Origin of the sequence: Mesorhizobium sp. M0174, assembly GCF_040322275.1 — a bacterium.
GTDB lineage: Bacteria > Pseudomonadota > Alphaproteobacteria > Rhizobiales > Rhizobiaceae > Mesorhizobium.
Genome location: NZ_JAMYTB010000011.1, coordinates 44,753 through 61,206 on the forward strand (window position 1 = coordinate 44,753; position 16,454 = coordinate 61,206).

General features: G+C 62.3%; 13 protein-coding genes and 1 pseudogene. 10 read left to right on the forward strand and 4 right to left on the reverse strand.

All coding sequences use genetic code 11. The features are described 5' to 3' along the window. Window positions 1-186 precede the first annotated feature (186 nt). The 4 genes from NKJ13_RS21240 (at window position 187) to ligD (ending at window position 6,711) form a co-directional block, all read left to right on the forward strand. Window positions 187-945 (forward strand): ImuA family protein, encoded by a 759-nt coding sequence (locus tag NKJ13_RS21240; RefSeq protein ID WP_352778147.1) that lies wholly within the window; start codon window positions 187-189, stop codon window positions 943-945. Further along, window positions 860-2,383, forward strand: coding sequence for a Y-family DNA polymerase (locus tag NKJ13_RS21245; RefSeq protein WP_352778150.1), 1,524 nt, complete (start codon window positions 860-862; stop codon window positions 2,381-2,383). The genes NKJ13_RS21240 and NKJ13_RS21245 overlap by 86 nt, the downstream gene beginning before the upstream one ends. After that, the gene (locus NKJ13_RS21250; RefSeq protein ID WP_352778151.1) at window positions 2,380-5,640 is read left to right on the forward strand and encodes an error-prone DNA polymerase; all 3,261 of its coding nucleotides are present in this window, start codon (window positions 2,380-2,382) and stop codon (window positions 5,638-5,640) included. The genes NKJ13_RS21245 and NKJ13_RS21250 overlap by 4 nt, the downstream gene beginning before the upstream one ends. A 78-nt stretch (window positions 5,641-5,718) precedes the next feature. Next, the gene (gene ligD, locus NKJ13_RS21255; RefSeq protein WP_352778152.1) at window positions 5,719-6,711 is read left to right on the forward strand and encodes a non-homologous end-joining DNA ligase; all 993 of its coding nucleotides are present in this window, start codon (window positions 5,719-5,721) and stop codon (window positions 6,709-6,711) included. Window positions 6,712-6,737: 26 nt separating this feature from the next. Here ligD and NKJ13_RS21260 read toward each other — a convergent pair whose 3' ends face one another. Beyond that, window positions 6,738-7,328 (reverse strand): SOS response-associated peptidase, encoded by a 591-nt coding sequence (locus NKJ13_RS21260; protein ID WP_352778154.1) that lies wholly within the window; start codon window positions 7,326-7,328, stop codon window positions 6,738-6,740. Between the two features lie 58 nt (window positions 7,329-7,386). Between NKJ13_RS21260 and NKJ13_RS21265 the strand changes: the two genes are divergently transcribed. Further along, window positions 7,387-7,893, forward strand: coding sequence for an SOS response-associated peptidase family protein (locus tag NKJ13_RS21265; protein WP_352778275.1), 507 nt, complete (start codon window positions 7,387-7,389; stop codon window positions 7,891-7,893). 56 nt (window positions 7,894-7,949) lie between these two features. Here NKJ13_RS21265 and NKJ13_RS21270 read toward each other — a convergent pair whose 3' ends face one another. After that, on the reverse strand, window positions 7,950-8,192 hold the full coding sequence (locus NKJ13_RS21270) for a DUF982 domain-containing protein (protein WP_352778156.1): 243 nt from the start codon (window positions 8,190-8,192) through the stop codon (window positions 7,950-7,952). Window positions 8,193-8,613: 421 nt separating this feature from the next. On the opposite strand from NKJ13_RS21270, the pseudogene NKJ13_RS21275 reads away from it, so the two are divergent. From NKJ13_RS21275 to NKJ13_RS21290, 4 genes and pseudogenes are all read left to right on the forward strand, one after another. Then, window positions 8,614-9,810, forward strand: a pseudogene (locus NKJ13_RS21275) (DUF932 domain-containing protein). Window positions 9,811-10,134: 324 nt separating this feature from the next. After that, complete coding sequence (locus NKJ13_RS21280) at window positions 10,135-12,285, forward strand: ParB/RepB/Spo0J family partition protein (RefSeq protein WP_352778159.1); 2,151 nt, start codon at window positions 10,135-10,137, stop codon at window positions 12,283-12,285. Between the two features lie 106 nt (window positions 12,286-12,391). Beyond that, a complete protein-coding gene (locus NKJ13_RS21285) occupies window positions 12,392-12,793 on the forward strand; it encodes a hypothetical protein (RefSeq protein ID WP_352778161.1) in 402 nt (133 codons plus the stop codon). Window positions 12,794-12,924: 131 nt separating this feature from the next. Next, window positions 12,925-13,524 (forward strand): DUF1419 domain-containing protein, encoded by a 600-nt coding sequence (locus NKJ13_RS21290; protein ID WP_352778163.1) that lies wholly within the window; start codon window positions 12,925-12,927, stop codon window positions 13,522-13,524. A gap of 189 nt (window positions 13,525-13,713) precedes the next feature. On the opposite strand, the gene NKJ13_RS21295 is transcribed toward NKJ13_RS21290, so the two are convergent. Further along, a complete protein-coding gene (locus NKJ13_RS21295; protein ID WP_352778165.1) occupies window positions 13,714-14,172 on the reverse strand; it encodes a hypothetical protein in 459 nt (152 codons plus the stop codon). A 224-nt stretch (window positions 14,173-14,396) separates the two neighbouring features. Between NKJ13_RS21295 and NKJ13_RS21300 the strand changes: the two genes are divergently transcribed. Next, a complete protein-coding gene (locus tag NKJ13_RS21300) occupies window positions 14,397-15,080 on the forward strand; it encodes a transposase (RefSeq protein WP_352778167.1) in 684 nt (227 codons plus the stop codon). 36 nt (window positions 15,081-15,116) lie between these two features. Here the strand turns inward: NKJ13_RS21300 and NKJ13_RS21305 are convergent, their stop codons facing one another. Next, a complete protein-coding gene (locus NKJ13_RS21305) occupies window positions 15,117-16,310 on the reverse strand; it encodes a DUF1173 domain-containing protein (RefSeq protein WP_352778168.1) in 1,194 nt (397 codons plus the stop codon). Window positions 16,311-16,454: the final 144 nt, after the last annotated feature.

Genomic DNA, 16,454 nt, shown 5'->3' on the forward strand with positions numbered 1-16,454 from the left:
TCCGAAATATGCTACAAGTTTCGGACACTCGCCCAAAAATGGAACTCGCATTTTCGCATTGAAGGATATGGCCCAGCATCGAATGCCTCCTTCCGCAGGGGCACGAGACATCATCCCGGTTGACTCTTGGCAGATACGAGAACAAATGTAGAACATATCACAGGCTTTCCGCGTTTCAAGGGTCAGATGAGTGTATCGGCGCCCCCTGCTGCCATTTCCGAGCTTCGAGAACGCATCGCGCGTCTCGAAGGTGGAAGTGCACGCGGGCGTAGGGTTTTGCCGTTCGGAGTGGCCGCGATTGACAGGGTTCTGCCGGGAGGGGGATTGGTTTTTGGCGGTCTGCACGAGGTCGCGGGTGGCGGAAATGGCTCCGTCGATGGCGCAGCCGCGGCACTCTTCGCTGCCGGTATTGCCGCGCGCACGGTTGGTAAGGTCCTGTGGTGCGTTACCCGGCCCGATCTTTTCGCGCCTGCGATCGAACAGGCCGGCCTTCCTCCGGGACGGGTGATCTATGTCGAAGCCGGCGACGAAAAATCCGTTCTCGCCTGTTTCGAAGAGGGTCTTCGCGGAGGTTTTGGCGCTGTCGTTGCCGAGATTGCACGGCTTTCGATGACGGCCTCACGGCGGCTTCAGCTTGCCGCCGAAAGCTCCGGCGCCATCGGCATCGCCATTCGCCGCTGGCGTCGGCAGACGGAGGCAACGGATTTCGGCCAGCCGACAGCCGCCGAAACACGCTGGCGGGTGTCGGTGTTGCCATCGACGCCATTGCCGGTTCAGGGCGTCGGGCGAGCGCGCTGGCAGCTTGAATTGATCCGATGCCGTGCAGGAGAGAGCGCAGATTTCACAGTGGAGGCTTGCGATGCCAAGGGTCGTATCGCTCTTCCTTCCGATGTGGCCGACAGACCGCTTCAGAAGGAAATCGGGCGACGCCGCGCCTCCGCCTGAGACGCCGCTCGTTTTGATCGGCCGCGACGGACGCCGCCGTGTTGTGCTTGCCGCCGACGCGGCAGCGCACGCAGCCGGCCTGCGCATCGGCATGCCGGCAAGCAAGGCGCAGGCCCTTGTTCCGGGCCTGATTGTTCACGACGCTGAGCCCGACGCCGACGAAATCGCGCTCGAGCGCTTGGCGCTGTGGGCGTTGCGCCGCTACGCGCCAATCGTCACGGCCGATCCGCCGGACGGCCTCGTCATCGACACCACCGGCGCCGACCATCTGCATGGCGGCGAGGCGGCAATGCTCACCGATATGGTGGATCGCCTTGCCGCGTCGGGCCTCATCGCACGGGCTGCGGTTGCCGACAGCGGGGGTGCGGCCCACGCGCTGGCGCGCTTCGGCACCCGGGCCACGATCGTCGTGCCAGCTGGCAAGACAGCCCAGGCGATCCTGCCATTGCCGATCGCGGCGCTTCGCCTGCCCGCCGCGACGATCGACAGCCTAAGGCGGCTGGGATTCGAGACAATCGCCGACCTCGCCGGCACGCCGCGCGCGTCGCTCGCTCTGCGTTTCGGTCCGGAACCCGGTCGCCGCCTCGACCAGGCGTTTGGGAGGGTGAGCGAACCGATCGAGCCGATCCGGCCGGAGGAGATCGTCGAGGTACGCCGCAATTTTGCCGAACCGATCGGCGCGCCAGAGACGATCGCCCGCTATACAGGCAAGCTGGTGGCGGAACTCTGCATTGACCTTGAGACGCGGGGGCTTGGCGCGCGCCGGCTCGATCTTCTGTTCTTCCGTGTCGACAATCGCATCGAGGCGATCCGTGTCGGCACAGCAACGCCGGTTCGCGACACGAAGCGCATGACCCGGCTCCTCACCGACAAGATCGAGACGATCGACCCGGGATTTGGCATCGAGCAGATGCGGCTAGCCGCGACTGTCGCCGAGCCGCTGCGGGCGAAACAGACGATCTCTTCACTTGCCGAGGCGCCGGAGCCGGACGTCTCGGATGTGATCGACATCCTCGCCAACCGTGTCGGCGAGGGCCGGCTCTATCGCTTCGCCCCGGTTCAGAGCGACGTTCCCGAACGCTCCGTTCAGCGCATTGCCCCGATGGCGCCTGATACCGGCGAGGGCTGGCCGGGCCATTGGCCGCGACCGTCGCGGCTGCTGCCGCGGCCCGAGCCGATCGAGACGGTAGCACTTCTTCCCGACCATCCGCCCGTGACCTTCACCTGGCGCGGCGTTCGCCGGCGCGTGAAGCGTGCGGACGGCCCGGAACGGGTCTTCGGGGAATGGTGGAAACGCGACGCCGAGCTCGCGGCGGTGAGGGACTATTTCCAGGTCGAGGACGAGAATGGCGAACGTTACTGGGTCTTCCGTGCCGGCGACGGCGAGGATGCGGCGACCGGATCGCACAAATGGTTCATGCACGGGATCTTCGGATGACTGTCGGAACCCGATATGCCGAGTTGCAGGTCACCTCGCATTTCTCCTTCCTGCGTGGGGCATCGTCCTGCGACGAGCTGTTTGCGCAGGCCGCGCTGCTCGGCGTCGAAGCGCTCGCTGTCTTCGACCGCAATTCGCTTGCCGGCATAGTCCGCGCCCACGAAGCGGCGAAAACCACAGGCGTCCGGCTAATCGTCGGCTGCCGTCTCGATCTCGCCGACAGCATGTCGGTCCTTGTCTATCCGACCGACCGACCGGCCTATTCGCGTCTCTGTCGGCTGCTGTCACTCGGCAAGGGTCGGGCCGGAAAAGCCAAGTGTCATCTCGAATGGGCTGATGTCGTTGCCTATGGCGAAGGACTGATCGCGGTCCTGGTGCCGGACGAAGCCGATGATCTTTGCGCCGTTCGGCTGCGGCGGTTGCGCGACGCCTTCGACGATCGCGCCTATCTGGCGCTCACCTTGCGCAGACGCCCGAACGACCAGGTGCGACTTTACGAGCTGGCAAACCTGGCGGCCGCGATGCGCGTGCCGAGCGTCGTCACCAATGACGTGCTCTTCCACGAGCCGGGGCGCCGCATGATGCAGGATGTCGTCACCTGCATTCGCCATAACGTCACCATCGATGACGCCGGCTTCCGGCGCGAACGTCATGCCGATCGCTTCCTCAAACCGGGCGACGAGATGGCGCGGCTGTTCAGCAATTATCCCGAGGCCCTGGCGTGCACGATCGCCATCGCCGACCGCTGCCGTTTCTCAATGGACGAGCTCGCCTACCAATACCCGGAGGAAAAGACGATGCCGGGGCTCACCGCCCAACAGGCGCTGGAAAAACTGACCTGGGAAGGTGCAGCCCGCCGCTATCCCGAGGGTCTTCCCGACAAGGTGATCGGCATTCTGAAGCATGAACTCAGGTTGATCGAGACGCTCGAATATGCGGCGTACTTCCTGACCGTCAACTCGATCGTCCGCTTCGCGCGTAGCCAGGACATCCTTTGCCAGGGCCGCGGCTCGGCCGCCAATTCCGCCGTCTGCTATGTGCTCGGCATCACCTCGATCGATCCCGAACGCAACAACCTTCTGTTCGAGAGGTTTGTCTCCCAAGAGCGGCGCGAGCCGCCCGACATCGATGTCGACTTCGAGCACGAACGGCGCGAGATCGTCATGCAGTGGGTCTACGAGACCTACGGCCGCGACCATGCCGCACTTTGCTCCACCGTCATCCGCTATCGCACCAAGGGCGCGGTCCGCGATGTCGGCAAGGCGCTTGGCCTGCCCGAAGACATGACCAAACTGCTGTCCTCGCAGGTCTGGGGCCATGGTGAGGCGGTCGATGAGCAGCGCGCGAGAGAGCTCAACCTTAATCTCGGCGATCGGCGGCTGCGCCTGACCCTGGAATTGGCGGCGCAACTTGCCGGGACACCGCGCCATCTTTCGCAGCATCCGGGCGGCTTTGTCCTGACTCACGATCGGCTTGACGATCTCGTGCCGATCGAGCCGGCGGCAATGAAGGACCGCCAGGTGGTGGAATGGGACAAGGACGATATAGACGCTCTCAAATTCATGAAGGTGGATGTCCTGGCCTTGGGCATGCTCACCTGCATGAAGCGGTCATTCGATCTCCTGTCCGAGCACAAGGGCATCGCTCTCGACCTGGCGACGATCCCGGCCGAGGATCCGCGCACTTATGCGATGATCCGCAAAGCCGATACGCTCGGCGTGTTCCAGATCGAATCCCGCGCCCAGATGTCGATGCTGCCGCGCATGAAGCCCCGGACATTCTACGACCTGGTCATCGAGGTCGCGATCGTTCGGCCGGGGCCGATCCAGGGCGACATGGTCCATCCCTATCTTCGCCGTCGCGATGGGACGGAAGAGGTGACGTTTCCGACACCAGAGCTCGAGCGCGTTCTCGGCAAGACGCTCGGCGTGCCGCTGTTTCAGGAGCAGGCGATGCAGGTCTCCATGGTCTGCGCCGGCTTTTCCGCCGGCGAGGCCGACCAGCTGCGCCGCGCCATGGCCACCTTCAAGCACACTGGCGGTGTCTCGAAATTCCGCGACAAGCTCGTCAACGGCATGATCGCCAACGGCTACACGCCAGAGTTCGCCGAAAAGACCTTTTCGCAACTGGAGGGATTTGGAAGCTACGGCTTCCCCGAGAGCCACGCCGCCAGCTTTGCATTGATCGCCTATGCCTCATCCTGGATGAAATGCTGGCATCCCGATGTCTTCTGCGCGGCGCTCTTGAACTCACAGCCGATGGGCTTCTATCTGCCGGCCCAGATCGTGCGCGACGCTCGCGATCATGGCGTCGAGGTGCGCCCGGTCTGCGTCAATGCCAGCCGCTGGGATTGCACGCTTGAGCCGACCGATTCCGAAGATCGCTTCGCTGTCCGCCTCGGCCTGCGCATGGTGAGAGGTCTCGCCAATGATGACGCGGCCGCGATCGTCGCGGCGCGGGCCGACGAACCCTTCCTCTCCGTCGACGATCTCTGGCGCCGCGCCGGCGTGCCGGCGGCGTCGCTTGTGCAGCTCGCCGAGGCCGACGCATTTCTGCCGGATATGAATCTTGCCCGCCGCGATGCGCTCTGGGCGATCAAGGCGCTGCGGGATGATCCTTTGCCTCTGTTTGCGGCCGCGACATCCCGCGAGCAGAAAACCGTTCCGGAGATCCAGGAGCCTGTCGTGGCGCTCAGATCGATGACGGCCGGTCGCGAAGTCGTTGAGGATTATGGCCATGTCGGACTGACCTTGCGCAGCCACCCTGTTTCGTTCCTGCGTGCCGATCTTCGTCGCCGTCGCATCGTGACCTGTCAGGAAGCCATGCAGGCCCGAGACAAACGATGGCTTGAAGCAGCCGGCCTGGTATTGGTCCGGCAACGGCCGGGCTCGGCCAAAGGCGTCATGTTCCTCACCATGGAGGATGAGACGGGCGCCGCCAACGTCGTTGTCTGGGTCAAGGTGTTCGAGAAATTCCGGCGCATGCTTCTCTCCTCCGCCATGCTCGGCGTGCGCGGCCGCATCCAGCGAGAAGGGGAGGTGGTGCATCTCGTCGCCCACGAGTTGACCGATCTTTCGGCCGAACTCGCCAGCGTCGGAAACCGCGACACGCCATTTCCATTGCCACACGGCCCCGGTGACGAGGCCCATCATGGCGGATCGGGCATCGATCCGCGCGGCATGCCGGAAACACGCGATATCGTCGATCCCTACGAGCACATCGACCGCATCAAGGTGAAGACGCGGGACTTCCGATAGAAGCTGCAGCGGATATACCGTCATCATGTGGTAGTCTGGCCGCATGACGACGCTTTATCTCAATTGGCGCGGAAGACGGTGAATCCCACAAAGCCGAATAAAACGCATCCGCCGAAATGGATCGAGCCTCAGCTGACGCGCCTGGTCGACGAAGCGCCCAACGGCCCCGATTGGCTTCACGAAATCAAGTACGACGGATACCGCATGCACGCGCGGATCGACGGCAGCGACATCCGCTTGCTCACCCGCACCGGCCTCGATTGGTCGCATCGCTATCGAGCGACGATAGCGGCCCTGCGCGCGCTCCCGGTGAAAGAGGCATATGTCGACGGGGAGCTGTGCGCCGTTCGGGCAGACGGCGTCACCTCCTTCAGCCGCCTGCAGGCCGCCATGGACGAAGGCCGCACGGGCGATCTTGCCTTCTTTGCTTTCGACCTTCTGTTTCTCAACGGAGAAAGCATTGCGAAGCTGCCGCTGATAGATCGCAAGGCGCGACTGGAAGGCCTGTTTTCGTCCGATATGCCTGGCCTGCGCTTCAGCGATCACGTGATCGGCGACGGGCCTGCGTTCCGCAAGCACGCCTGCCGGCTTGCACTCGAGGGCGCTATCTCAAAGCGGATCGACAGCGCCTATGCATCCGGCAATCGCGGCCTATGGGTCAAGTCAAAGTGTCTCAACAGAGAGGAATTCATCGTCGTCGGCTGGACCGATCCGACGGGAAGCCGCCCGCATATCGGCTCGCTGCTTCTCGGCTACTACACCGATGATGGTCGCTTGATGTACGCAGGCCGCGCCGGCACGGGCATCACGGTTGCAGAGCTCAAGCGATTGGCTGGCCGGCTTGGGCCACTTCAGGTAGATCGAATGCCCCTCGACGCCCCACCGCCACGTGAGAGCCGGTTCGGCTCGCCGCTTGAGCTGTCGCGTGTCCATTGGGTCAGGCCTGAAATGGTGGTCGAGGTCGCCTATCTCACCTGGACGGAAGACAATCTCCTGCGTCAGGTCTCGTATCAAGGTGAGCGGCAGGACAAGCCGGCCCGGCAGGTGGTGCGTCCCGTGCCCCATCCCTGATCGGCATCGGTCGCCGATCGGTCATTTCATCCGACTTGCTCCACCTGCAGCGTGCCGGGTGGAAGGGGTTTGATCAGCGGCTTGGCCGATACCGAAGGGTCGAGCCAATCCGCCCACGCGCTGCGATCGAGGATGACGATCTGCCGGTCGTGGTAGGGTACGATGTCGGGTCCTGGCTCCATCGTCAGCATGGTGAATGCCTCGCCGACCTCAGGCGTTTCACGCCAGATGCCGGCGATGCAGAAGATCGGCTCCTCCTTCTTTGTGAAGAGCCACTTGTCCTTACGCTTCTTCTTGGGGTCTTCCGGATCGGTGAATTCGTAGAAGCCGTCCGCCACGATCAGGCAGCGACCGGACGTGAATTCTCGGCCCTCCGAACGGAAATTATAGACCGGCCGCTTGTTTGGTCCGGGCCAGCTCCAGCGACGTTGCATCATATCACCTTCGCCTCGGACGCCCTCGATCGTCCTGACGATCGGCGCCACGTCCGTGATCTTGATGTCCTCGCGCGCCTCGAGGTTCGGCGCTCCTTCTCCGAAGCGGATTTTGATCTTCAGGTCGGCGAAGTCCTCCACGATCGAAGCGACATCCACCGTCAATCGATAGTCATTGCACATCGGTCCTCCGTATGATCGCATTGCACCGCGATCGTGTTCCTGTTATGTTCGCGTGACCATGAGCGCGAAGGTTTTCGATTCCGACGCATCGCTCGACGAACGTCGTGTCATCATAAGGCGCTCCGGGGGCGATGTTGAGATGGCAGAGCTGCCTTGGGGCCTTCAGCCCAGTGAAGTTAGAGGCAGGCCGTTCACCGTCATGCGTGCTGAGGGCAGGACGTTTCCCAGTCGTCGTTGCCTCGTTCCGGCATCCGAGTTCCGGCACCAAAGCAGGGGCAAGGCCTATAGCTTCTCGCTCGCCGACGGTGACTGGTTCTATTTCGCTGGAGTCTGGCGCCCGGCGACACGGGACTGGCCTGAGGCTTATGCCATCCTGACGATCGAGGCGAACGACGACGTGGCGCCCTTCCACGACCGGCAGATGGCAGTGCTGCGGCGCGATCAGCGGATGGCTTGGCTCGACCGGACCGGCTTGGAGGGAGAGCTACTTCGGCCGTTGCCTGCCGGCACGTTCGTGGTTTCGAAGCCTCGCGAAGCATCTGCACAGGCGGTGCTCGCATTTTGAACCAAAAAGCCGAACTTGGTGATCTCGCCGGCCATCCGGCCAATAGCATTTGGACCTCAGTCGCTGCGTAGGATTTTCGCTTCTAACGCCGCTGCAACGAAGGCTCGTCTCGCTACCGGCGTCGGGGCTTCGCCACGCAGAACCTGAAGACACGCATCCATGGCCAGTTTTCCCTTCTCCGTCGGATGAGGGACACTTCGCAGCAGGATCGTGGCTGCGTCGTTCACATCGAATATGACGCGCTCACGGTCATGCCGGCCAATTTGCACCACCACGGGCCGGACGAACCTGCTCGACATGCAATCACTCTCTCAGTTCCGACTTCGGTACCGATCTTCGCGTATCATGACGTTGGGTCAATTCATACATGTATGGGCTAAGCTCGAAGAGAACTTGCAGTTGCTCAATCTCAAGACAATTGCCTGTCCAATCTCAGCACGCCGTTACCTGAAATCCGGATCGGTCCAAGTCTTGGTGGGCAAGAAAGCACAGCGGAATTCTGTCGCGTCCGGAATGTGAAGCGGCGCTTAAGTCCCGAGGCGCGAGCTTTCCTGAAGGCCGAGCCTTCCTTCCTGGGTGCCAGCCTTGAAGCGGCGGCTGCCCCAATGGCGAACGCTGATAGTGGCGCGCTGGTGCCGGAGAGGAAGGAGGCGGGCGGGTTGCGGTGGCGGGTAAGGGTCCGGGAGAGAGTCTCCCGGCGCCCGCCAAGGAGCAACACCCATGACCCAGATGGAAATTCTTGCGCCCAAGCGCAACGAGCGTGCCGGTTACAAGGTCGACCCCAGCCGCGGCCAGCGTATTGGCCGCGTGTCGTCAGAATGGTTCAACCGGCCGGCGGACGAGCGATACCTGTCGCTCAACGACCTTGGAAATGCGGTGAAGAGCCGGTCGGAGCGCAGCAAGACCCGCATCGTCGAAAGTGAGCTGATCCGCGTCGAGGCCAGCCGCGACGATCCGGAGCGCCTAAGGCTAATGCTGCCCGATGCGCCTGCCCCTGTTGCCCCCACGCATTGGAGTTTTGGCCAACTCGCCAGTTTGGTCGGCGCACCGGCCACCTATCTGCGGCAGCTTCCAGCCCCGCTCGCCGCGATCAACCTTCAGCACGGTCTCCTCAACCACCGCGCCGAGCAGGTGAAGACGCTGGAAATCGAGAACGGACGCCTCGAGTTGCGGGCGGTAACAGGCCCTGATTATGGCAGAATATTTGACTCAGAACTGGTGGACGCCGTGCAGAAGATTGCCGGCAACGGTACCGGCGACACGCGTTGGAAGGTACCCGGCGTGCTCGACTGGTCGACAGGTATCTACAATCCGCACGTCGCCATCTCCCGCGACACCACGACGCTCTACGCGTCAGATCGCGATATCTTTGTGTTCCTCGTCGACGATCTGAACCCGATCGAGGCCGGGCGGCTGCCAAATGGGGAACCGGATCTCTATTTCCGCGGCTTCTACTGCTGGAATTCCGAAGTCGGGGCCCGCACCCTCGGGATCGCCAGCTTTTATCTGCGCGCGGTTTGTCAGAATCGCAATCTGTGGGGCGTTGAAGATTTCTAGGAAATCACCATCCGCCACTCAAAATACGCGGCCTCCCGTTTCGCCCTGGAAGCCGAGCCGGCGCTGATCCAGTTTGCCGATTCCTCGCCCATGCCATTCGTCAACGGCATCAAGACGGCGCGGCAACGGATTGTTGCCCGGGACGACGAAGATCGCCAGGGCTTCCTGCGCAAGCGCGGCTTCTCCAAGTCCGAGACCACGAAGATCATCGACACTGTTCTCATGGAGGAAGGCAGACCACCGGAATCGATTTTTGATTTCGTGCAGGGCATCACACGGGTCGCGCGCGACAAGCCTCATCAGGATGCCCGTCTGGACATGGAGGGCAAAGCCAAGAAGCTTCTCGACTTCGCCGCCTGATCCTGCGCAGGCCGGCAACGAAAACTCTCGTCGCCGGCCTGCCTCCGGGCCGTCTCCATCAATCCCAGCGCGGTCCTTCGGAGCAAGTGGACGGCGCTTTTCTCGTGGGAGGACGCGGTGACGCCAACATGCTGAAGGCGCCTCGGGCGCGGCTCGGCCGCGTCTAGATCCGCGAGCCGAAACCAGCAGCGCTTCATGTCGAGCCTGCAAGTCGGGAGGCGACGCTGGCGTGAGGCCTGGAGGCAGAGGGGGGAGGGGAGGGTTGCTGACGGGCTTGGAGGTTCGGGGAGAGGCCCCGGGCCGCCCGTTATGGAGAACCTAACCATGGCAAAGAACGCCAACCAGAAGATAGCGATGAACGCCGCGGAGAATATTCCCTATGACAAGCTAGTGTTGTCGCAGAAAAATGTTCGGCGCATCAAGGACGGCGTGTCGATCGAGCAGCTGGCCGAAGACATCGGACGGCGAAAGCTGATCCAGAGCCTGAACGTCCGTCCCGTGCTCGACGGTGAGGGCGAGGAGACCGGCACGTTCGAGGTGCCCGCCGGCGGGCGGCGTTATCTCGCGCTCGGCATCCTCATCAAGCAAAAGCGCCTGGCGAAGAACGAGCCAATCCCCTGCATCGTCAACCGCGGGCAGGAGACCTCGGCCGAGGAGGACTCGCTTGCTGAAAACCTGCGGCGCGCCGACCTGCATCCGCTCGACCAGTTCCGGGCCTTCAAGGCCCTCAGCGACCAGGGCCTCGATCCCGAGGAGATTGGTGCCCGCTTCTTCATATCGCCGGCGACGGTGAGGCAGCGCCTGCGGCTGGCATCGGTGTCACCGAGGCTGCTCGATCTCTACGAGAAGGACGAAATCCGGCTCGAACAGATCATGGCGTTCTCGATCTCGGACGATCACGCACGCCAGGAGCAGGTCTGGGAACGGATATCCGGCTCGCACATGCAGGAACCCTATTACATCAGGCGCCTGCTGACGGAGACGACGGTCCGGGCCGACGATCGCCGGGCCGTCTATGTCGGCGCGGAAGCCTATGAGGCGGCTGGCGGCATCATCCTTCGCGACCTGTTCGAGCAGGATTCCGGCGGCTGGTTCCAGGATGCCGCACTCCTCGAGCAGCTTGTCTTCGACAGGCTGAAAGTGGATGCCGAGACAATCCGCGCCGAAGGCTGGAAGTGGGTCGAGGCGGCGATCAGCTTTCCCTATGGCCACACCTCCGGCATGCGGCGTATCTACGCCGAGGCGCAGGAGCTTAGCGCCGAGGAGATTGAACGCTACGACGCGCTGAAGGCCGAATACGACAAGCTGGATGCGGACTATGCCAAGGCAGAGGAGACCGACGAGGCAATCGAGGCGAAGCTTGACCAGCTGGGTGCCGAGCTCGATGCGATCGATGATCGTCCTCAAAGCTATGATCCCGCCCAGAAGACCATTGCCGGGGTGTTCGTTACGCTTGCCGCGAACGGTAAGCTCCAGGTCGACGCCGGTTTCGTTCGGTCCGAGGATGAGCCACGGACCGAAACCGGCGAGGTCGATGAGAGCGAGGAAGGGGGCGCCGACGGCGAAACCCGATCCAATGGCGACGACGATGGCGATTGTGTTGTCGTCAACGGCCAGCCGGTGAACGACGCCTCTGGCGACGAAGGCGAGGACGATGGTATTAAGCCACTGCCCGATCGGCTCGTCTTCGACCTGACCGCGCAGCGGACGCTGGCACTGCGCAACGCGCTCGCAGGTGACATCGACATCGCCTTCGTCGCCGCACTCCATGCGTTCGTCCTGCAGGTCTTCTATCGCTTCGCGCCGGACACGTGCCTGGAGATCAGTCTGAAGAGCGGCAGCTTCAGCCAGGTCGATGGTCTTGCCGAGACATCCTGGGCCAAGGAGATCGCCGAGCGGCACGAAGCCTGGGACCGCGATTTGCCCGATGAGGCGGAAAGCCTGTGGGACTTCCTTCTCGGCCTCGATGAAGCAAGCCGCAAGGCGCTGTTCGCGCACTGCGTCTCGCTGACCCTCAACGCGGTGGTCGAACCCTGGAACAGGCGAGCGAAGGCGCTCGAGCATGCAGACGTGCTTGGCCGCTCGCTCCAGTTCGACATGGTCGACGCGGGCTGGACGCCCACGGTCGAGTTCCTCGGGAGGCTCACCAAGGCGCGGATTCTACAGGCTGTCCGTGAAGCGCGTGGCGCAGACTCCGCGCAGCTGATCGACCACATGAAGAAGGACATCATGGCCCGTGAAGCCGCCCGTCTTCTCGAAGGATCGAACTGGCTGCCAGAGCCGCTGCGCGTTGAGGTCGATGAAGGGTCTGCCGATGCTGGCGACGCGGCCGCCGGCGACATGGCGGAGGAAGCGGCTCTCGACGGCGATGCCGCGGAGCTGCCGGCCTTCCTCGCCGACGATGCGGATCCGTCCTCCGATGAGCCGGTGACCATAGACAGCGACGAGGCGGACCACCTCCAGGCCGCCGAATAACCGGCCTCACACTCGCACAGGGCCCGGCACTCCCGCCGGGCCCTTTTCAGTTCCAACTCACTCTCGAGCCCGGGATCGCCATCGCGACCCCGGGCGCTTTCGTTTGATGGAGATCGACATGTTCGACTGGAACAGAAGCTGCTCCTACGACGAGCAGAAGAGACGTTTCCACACGATAGCCCGTTCACGGCTGAAGAAACTCGCCGCTGAATTAAACCTGCCATCGGGCAGCTTTGCCCTGCGCTCGAACAAGGCGGGCATCGCCGTTAGCGGTGAAATTACCCTGCACCATGACCACGCCTACATCCAGGTCGGCCAGTTCGGTTTGTCCTCAGGTCACGGTATCCTGATCCGCCCCTGCAAGGGCCGTAAGGACTACACCGGCGGGGCCAACCACTTCGTTGTACTCGGCATGCTTGACGATATCCCGGCGCTCGCCGCCGCCGTCCGTGCCATAACCGGGGTTGGTCGAGACGCTTCGTGTTCCTCCGAACGACGCGCCGCCTGAACCCCTGCAAACCCCACATCGCCGATGCACGCGCCGGCCGCAGGCTCGGCCCGTCGCCAGCCACAACACACCAAGCAGTTGCCATGGCGGGGTGATGCCGCGCGTGGCTGATCTGGCTTCAGGAGAACCTTATGACCGCACGTCCACCCTTCAGGAAGGTGCTCGACGGCGTCGCCACCCGCGAGCAGATGTTCCAACTGTTCAGCCGTCACAAAGACGCTCCCGGCATCGATCCGCTTTCCGGCACTCCCTATTCAGCCGAGTGGTTCGAGATCCCCGCGTCAGAATACCATTTCATGCTCGATTTGCTGCCGCCGCTCTTCATGCGAACCGGCATGTTCGGCATGTCAGAGTATAAGGCCGGTAACGTGACCAGCGTATTCTTCGCGATCCGAATCCGCGGGCGCGAGCGCTGGTTTCACGGGTTCTGCGATCTCACGGATCGGCAGTCGCCAGACAAGATGCGCGCCGCCATCATCGCCCACGAGACCGGCGCGAGCGATAGCATGACCCGCGCGGAAAAGCTCGAGGCGATCTGGAACATGACCCCTGTCGAACGCAGGGGCATTCCCCGAAATGCAGATCCCGAGACCGGGTGGGCAGAACATCACGGCAAACGCACGATTCTCATTGGCGCCGGAAGGCATGATGCTGCCTTCAAGCTGCTCGATGATCTCTCGGATCTCGAGATCGACGAGTTCCTGTCCAAAGTCCGATTGCGTCGGAGCTGACGAAGGACGACGACGATGGGCAATCTACGAGAACCGCGCCTCGGCGGCGAAGCGTCTCCATCACGGTGACCGACTTTCGCTCAATGGATGCACCCGCGTACGGCCCATCCTCAAGCTGGTGAGACATGCGAGGCCGTATGGCCAACTGCCCCTAGGATACAAGCATCTGGCCCTCAGCAAAACTTGGGGTCAGTGCCTGCCACGCGGGAGGTATCCGGCATTACGTAAAGCGCCGATGAACAGGCTGGCCGAGCCGGCAATACTCGTCCTGGCCTGCGTTGCGAGCGGCAGCGTGTTCCAGTCCTCCAACGGAGCGATAAAGCTGGAGAAAGTGCCATTGACCATGCAATGGCTGGTTAACAAGCCCTGCTTATCCAGCACCAGAACCCCTGTCTGATTACTTGGATACCGGATGGCGGCGACGCGCTGAAGTTCCATGTCGCCATCGATGCGCAAATTGAAAAGCAGGACGCCGTGACTTCTGTGGGCGATTTCTGCGACTTTTTCCGCGAAAGGAACAGAAAGCGCACGAACGCTGTCGACCGCCATCCCGAAAACAAGCGCGTCCAGCTCATCCGCCGCCATGAGAAGATTAGTTCCCAAGAAAATAGGGATTGCAATCGCTCCAGCCGGATTGTGCACAGTCATCGCACTCCGCCGGCTAGACGCCTGAGCCATGGCGTGTATGAGACAACTCTCTCTCCGTAGGCATGTTTGCCCCGTTGATTGAGCCGGTTGCCCTAGGCCCATGACACACCGATTGCTCGTTGCGGGGTTTCTCCGATAAAGCACGACGAAAGCGATACGTCGGGTACTCGCTAACACGAACAAACGACTTGGCTTGCAAGTCATGCTCACATCAGGAACAGACTATGAAGCGCCAGATCCGGCCATTCATCGTGGAAGTGAAACAGAGGCGCGGCAAGCAAAAGCCAAGCCATTCGATCTGGGGCGATCTCGACCTGTCCAAAATTGCCACGGAGATGACGCAGCCGGCTGATGCTGCTCAGCTTCCAAATTCCCAGGTCATTGACTTCAGTATAAGACCCCTTGATGCTGAAGAAGGAGAAAAACCACTAGCGGAGTATATCGTGGCCGATTTTCAGGACGCTCAGACTGTTCAGACGACAGTAGCTCCAGCCAAAGTGAAAGTGCCTGAATCCAAGAAGAGAGTTCCGGCAGCAAAGAAAGCGAAGGCAGAGCTCGTAAAGCCGGTCCGCAAGAACGGAGCGAAACCTACGCCCCCAGCTGCGGAAGCTCCCGCGGCAGCGAAGACCGCCCGCAAGACATATTCCGAGAAGGAACGCTCCCAGAAGCTTGCCCAGATCGAGAAATCGATCGCTGGCGGCGCGACCAGCAAGATTGCGGTCGGCCAGGCCGGCATATCCGAGCAGACCTACTATTATTGGAAGAGGGCTGCCGCGCCTTCTTCAGACAGCGACGATCTCCGTGATCTTGTCGCGCTCGAAGAAGAAAACAAGCGCTTGAAGGGCCTGCTTGCCGACCGTCTGCGCAAGGAAAATACCGAGCTCAAGAAAAAGCTGGGCCTGGCCTAAGGCATACTGAAGCAGCGACGGAAATTCCGCCGACATTCAAGGCGGTAGCGGCGGCATATCGCTTTCGCCGACCCGCCATACCCAGGAGCCGATCTCCGGACGCGCGGCGATCATTTCATCGAGCGACGCTTCAAAGGTCTCGTCCGCTCCGGCTGGAACGACAAAGAGCGCTGTCGGCTCGTCCCTGTTCTGAAGCAACGCATTGGCGATCGGCTGGTCGGGTTGCAGGTCAAAGCGCAATGCCTTCACGCTCTTCTCGCGAAGACGAGCCAGCCCATCGACGAGCCTTTTCTCCGGGATCGTCTCGTAGGGAATCCAGTTCTCGGACACCACCATCAACGCGATCTCCTCGACAATGGCGAGGCCGGCCGGGTTCAGTCCGAACGTCGCGATCGTCATGAGATGTGAGCTGGAATCCGCTGCCCACAGCGACAATTCTTTCTCAAAACGCGCCTGCAAGCGGCGATGCAATGCATCATCGATGATGAAGGGAAAACCGGGCAAATGCCTGATGACGAGTTTCTGACCGGATCGGGCGGGCACGATCTCCTTCACCTCGCCGACCAGGACAAGCAACTTTCGGGGACCGGTTTTTGGCGGGAGCGCCGTGCCGAGAACCGCGTTGCGACGCTGCTCGATCGCTTCCTTATTCTCGGCGCGAAACGGCTCGGGCACGAACAGGATATCCGCGAGCGGTCCGCCCCTCACCGTCATTTGCCCGGCAGCCTCGAGCAGATGCCAGCGGACATTCCACCAATGTCGCTTGCCGGCCCATCGGGATGTCCAGACCGTCAGTTCAGCCTCGTGCCAGAGATAGTGAAGGAGACCACGCAGCGACATCCTCCTGGGGTCTGCGGTTACGCTGGCGGAGTTTGGGCCGGCAGGCACCGATGCCGCGCGGCTCCCCGTCTTCGACAGGCTGAAGTCCAGCTTGAGGGCCGCCATGCCGCTTTGCGGATCGAGCTGTATCGCGTTGCCCATCAGTGCGCCCAGGCCGGACAGTTCGTAAGGCGATTCATATGAATCACAGGATGGATCATGCCCGCAGCCGCTGAGCGGCATGCGCTTGATCAGATGAAGGTCGCCGATGCGGGCGACGTACATCGGGCAGCCTGGTTCGCGGCACAGGCATAGCGGACGCTCGGTGCGGGCATGGGCGCTCGCCAGCGCCGCCTGCAGGTCAGGCGCTCCCTCCTCGTAGACCGCACTGCCAATTCTGAACCGTCGCATCACCTCCACAGCTCCAGGTCGCCGCCGCATCCCTGTGCGCGCATTCAAGTCATGGCTTTGCACAGAGCGCAACCCCTTTGGTGCATCGGCGCCAGAGGCAGAGGGGAGCCGGGAGAAGTGCGGCCCGGCTGGCGCGGAGAGAGT

Coding starts and splice junctions, on each gene's coding strand:
- NKJ13_RS21240 (WP_352778147.1), top strand. CDS start 187: ATGAGTGTATCGGCGCCCCCTGCTGCCATTTCCGAGCTTCGAGAACGC.
- NKJ13_RS21245 (WP_352778150.1), top strand. CDS start 860: ATGCCAAGGGTCGTATCGCTCTTCCTTCCGATGTGGCCGACAGACCGC.
- NKJ13_RS21250 (WP_352778151.1), top strand. CDS start 2,380: ATGACTGTCGGAACCCGATATGCCGAGTTGCAGGTCACCTCGCATTTC.
- NKJ13_RS21260 (WP_352778154.1), bottom strand. CDS start 7,328: ATGTGCAATGACTATCGATTGACGGTGGATGTCGCTTCGATCGTGGAG.
- NKJ13_RS21265 (WP_352778275.1), top strand. CDS start 7,387: ATGAGCGCGAAGGTTTTCGATTCCGACGCATCGCTCGACGAACGTCGT.
- NKJ13_RS21270 (WP_352778156.1), bottom strand. CDS start 8,192: ATGTCGAGCAGGTTCGTCCGGCCCGTGGTGGTGCAAATTGGCCGGCAT.
- NKJ13_RS21280 (WP_352778159.1), top strand. CDS start 10,135: ATGGCAAAGAACGCCAACCAGAAGATAGCGATGAACGCCGCGGAGAAT.
- NKJ13_RS21285 (WP_352778161.1), top strand. CDS start 12,392: ATGGAGATCGACATGTTCGACTGGAACAGAAGCTGCTCCTACGACGAG.
- NKJ13_RS21290 (WP_352778163.1), top strand. CDS start 12,925: ATGACCGCACGTCCACCCTTCAGGAAGGTGCTCGACGGCGTCGCCACC.
- NKJ13_RS21295 (WP_352778165.1), bottom strand. CDS start 14,172: ATGACTGTGCACAATCCGGCTGGAGCGATTGCAATCCCTATTTTCTTG.
- NKJ13_RS21300 (WP_352778167.1), top strand. CDS start 14,397: ATGAAGCGCCAGATCCGGCCATTCATCGTGGAAGTGAAACAGAGGCGC.
- NKJ13_RS21305 (WP_352778168.1), bottom strand. CDS start 16,310: ATGCGACGGTTCAGAATTGGCAGTGCGGTCTACGAGGAGGGAGCGCCT.